Origin of the sequence: Mesorhizobium sp. M7A.F.Ca.CA.004.06.1.1, from assembly GCF_003999135.1 — a bacterium.
Classification (GTDB): Bacteria; Pseudomonadota; Alphaproteobacteria; order Rhizobiales; family Rhizobiaceae; genus Mesorhizobium.
The window spans coordinates 1-2,193 of the sequence record NZ_RZPQ01000885.1; the positions used below are offsets into that span (position 1 = coordinate 1).

Below are 2,193 nucleotides of genomic sequence, written 5' to 3' on the forward strand. Positions count from 1 at the left end.
ATGACATGTTATGTCCTCCTTACCAGCTCGACTTGACCAGGCCCGGGATCTGGCCGTTATTGCCGAGATCACGAAGCGCGATGCGCGATACTTTGAGCTTGCGATAGTAGGCGCGCGGACGGCCGGTGACTTCGCAGCGGTTGCGGATGCGGATCTTGGCCGAGTTGCGCGGCATGGCGGCAAGCTTGAGCTGAGCGCGGAAACGCTCTTCCATCGGCTTGGACTGATCCATGATTATCGCCTTCAGGGCAGCGCGCTTGGGACCGTACTGGTCGGCAAGCTTGCGGCGCCTGTTGTTCTTCTCGACTGAGCTGGTCTTTGCCATTTCAGATTTTTCCTTTTCTCGCTGCCGTTACTGGCGGAAGGGGAAGTTGAAAGCCTTGAGCAATGCCCTGGCTTCGTCATCCGTCTTCGCAGTCGTACAAACGATGACGTCCATGCCCCAGATCTGATCAACCTTGTCGTAGTTGATCTCCGGGAACACGATGTGTTCCTTGATGCCCATGGCGTAGTTGCCACGGCCATCGAAGCTCTTCGGATTGAGCCCGCGGAAGTCGCGGACGCGTGGCAGTGCGATGTTCACGAGACGGTCGAGGAACTCGTACATACGTTCCTTGCGCAGCGTGACCTTAGCGCCGATCGGCATCTTCTCGCGGACCTTGAAGCCGGCGATCGAGTTGCGGGCGCGGGTGACGACGGCCTTCTGGCCGGCGATCATCGCCAGGTCTTCGGCCGCGATCGAAGGCTTCTTCGAATCGGCGGTCGCTTCGCCAACGCCCATGTTCAGCACGATCTTGTCGATGCGCGGAACCTGCATCTCGTTGTCGTAGCCGAACTGTTCCTGCAACGCCTTGCGGATGGTCTCGTTGTAGACCTGCTTGAGGCGCGGCGTGTTGTTCGCGGTCGCCTGCTTGGATTGAGCCTTAGCCATTGATGACTTCTCCCGAGCGCTTGGCGACGCGCACCTTCTTGCCGTCCTTCTGGAAGATGAAACCGACGCGGGTCGGCTTGCCATCCTTGGGGTCGGCCAGCGCGATGTTCGACAGCTGGATCGGCGCTTCCTTGGTGATGATCCCGCCCTCTTGGGACTGGGACTGCTTCTGGTGACGACGGATCATGTTGACGCCGCGCACCAGCGCGGTGTCTTCCTTCGGCTGCACCGAGAGGACTTCGCCCGAACGGCCCTTGTCCTTGCCGGCCAGCACGACGACCTTGTCGCCTTTTCTAATCTTTTGCATTGGTCCGGCTCCTTACAGCACTTCAGGCGCGAGCGAGATGATCTTCATGTGGTTCTTGGCGCGGAGTTCGCGCGGAACCGGTCCGAAGATACGCGTGCCGATCGGCTCTTTCTTGTTGTCGACGAGAACGGCCGCGTTCTTGTCGAAACGGATCACGCTGCCGTCCGGGCGGCGGATGTCCTTGGCCGTGCGAACCACGACCGCCTTCATCACATCGCCCTTCTTTACGCGGCCGCGCGGAATGGCTTCCTTGATCGACACCACGATGATGTCGCCCACGGAAGCGTATTTCCGCTTCGAGCCGCCCAGCACCTTGATGCACATGACACGACGGGCGCCGGAATTATCCGCGACGTCGAGGTTTGTTTGCATCTGAATCATGACTGGCCGCCTTCTTCTCTTCTAACGGGATGGGCTCAAAGCCCCTCCCCGGTCTGTCCAAAATTCGTTGTTTACGCCCGAGGTCAGGCTTGGTCCGAAGACACGACGATCCAGCGCTTGTCCTTGGAAATCGGCTTCGATTCCTGGATGAACACCTGATCGCCGACCTTGTGGGCGTTGTTTTCGTCGTGCGCCTTGTACTTCTTGGTCATGCGCACGGTCTTCTTCATCACGGGATGCGTGAAGCGCCGTTCGACCTTGACGACAACCGTCTTCTCGTTCTTGTCGCTGACGACGGTGCCCTGCAGAATGCGCTTTGGCATGGTTTTCGTCCTTAAGCCTTCTTAGCCGCGGACTTTTCCGCAGCGATGGTCTTGATACGCGCAATATCCTTACGGACCTGTCTCACGCGCGCGGTCTTCTCGAGCTGGCCGGTGGCCTTCTGGAAGCGCAGGTTGAACTGCTCCTTCTTCAGGCTGGCCAGGTCGTCGGTCAGCTGGTCCTGGGTCTTGGTCCGGATGTCTTCGGCTTTCATGATCAGCCCGTCCTTATTCTGCGATGCGCTGCACGAAGC

The 2,193-nt window shown here is 59.2% G+C and carries 6 protein-coding genes; all 6 read right to left on the reverse strand.

Features of this window, described 5'->3' with window-relative positions:
• Positions 1-19 precede the first annotated feature (19 nt).
• The 6 genes from rpsN to rpmC all read right to left on the reverse strand — a co-directional run bounded on the left by rpsN (position 20) and on the right by rpmC (position 2,154).
• Positions 20-325, reverse strand: coding sequence for a 30S ribosomal protein S14 (gene rpsN, locus EN906_RS31680; protein WP_013895695.1), 306 nt, complete (start codon positions 323-325; stop codon positions 20-22).
• Between the two features lie 27 nt (positions 326-352).
• Positions 353-931 carry a 50S ribosomal protein L5 gene (rplE, locus tag EN906_RS31685; RefSeq protein ID WP_127270613.1) on the reverse strand — a complete coding sequence of 193 codons (579 nt, stop codon included), beginning with the start codon at positions 929-931 and terminating at the stop codon, positions 353-355.
• Entirely contained in the window at positions 924-1,238 is a 315-nt protein-coding gene (rplX, locus tag EN906_RS31690) for a 50S ribosomal protein L24 (RefSeq protein WP_013531428.1), read from the reverse strand. Before rplX ends, rplE begins: the two co-directional genes overlap by 8 nt.
• Positions 1,239-1,250: 12 nt before the next feature.
• The gene (rplN, locus tag EN906_RS31695; protein ID WP_006205457.1) at positions 1,251-1,619 is read right to left on the reverse strand and encodes a 50S ribosomal protein L14; all 369 of its coding nucleotides are present in this window, start codon (positions 1,617-1,619) and stop codon (positions 1,251-1,253) included.
• Positions 1,620-1,702: 83 nt separating this feature from the next.
• On the reverse strand, positions 1,703-1,942 hold the full coding sequence (rpsQ, locus tag EN906_RS31700; RefSeq protein WP_010909280.1) for a 30S ribosomal protein S17: 240 nt from the start codon (positions 1,940-1,942) through the stop codon (positions 1,703-1,705).
• Positions 1,943-1,953: 11 nt separating this feature from the next.
• A complete protein-coding gene (gene rpmC, locus EN906_RS31705) occupies positions 1,954-2,154 on the reverse strand; it encodes a 50S ribosomal protein L29 (RefSeq protein ID WP_006205459.1) in 201 nt (66 codons plus the stop codon).
• Positions 2,155-2,193: the final 39 nt, after the last annotated feature.

Coding starts and splice junctions, on each gene's coding strand:
- rpsN (WP_013895695.1), bottom strand. CDS start 325: ATGGCAAAGACCAGCTCAGTCGAGAAGAACAACAGGCGCCGCAAGCTT.
- rplE (WP_127270613.1), bottom strand. CDS start 931: ATGGCTAAGGCTCAATCCAAGCAGGCGACCGCGAACAACACGCCGCGC.
- rplX (WP_013531428.1), bottom strand. CDS start 1,238: ATGCAAAAGATTAGAAAAGGCGACAAGGTCGTCGTGCTGGCCGGCAAG.
- rplN (WP_006205457.1), bottom strand. CDS start 1,619: ATGATTCAGATGCAAACAAACCTCGACGTCGCGGATAATTCCGGCGCC.
- rpsQ (WP_010909280.1), bottom strand. CDS start 1,942: ATGCCAAAGCGCATTCTGCAGGGCACCGTCGTCAGCGACAAGAACGAG.
- rpmC (WP_006205459.1), bottom strand. CDS start 2,154: ATGAAAGCCGAAGACATCCGGACCAAGACCCAGGACCAGCTGACCGAC.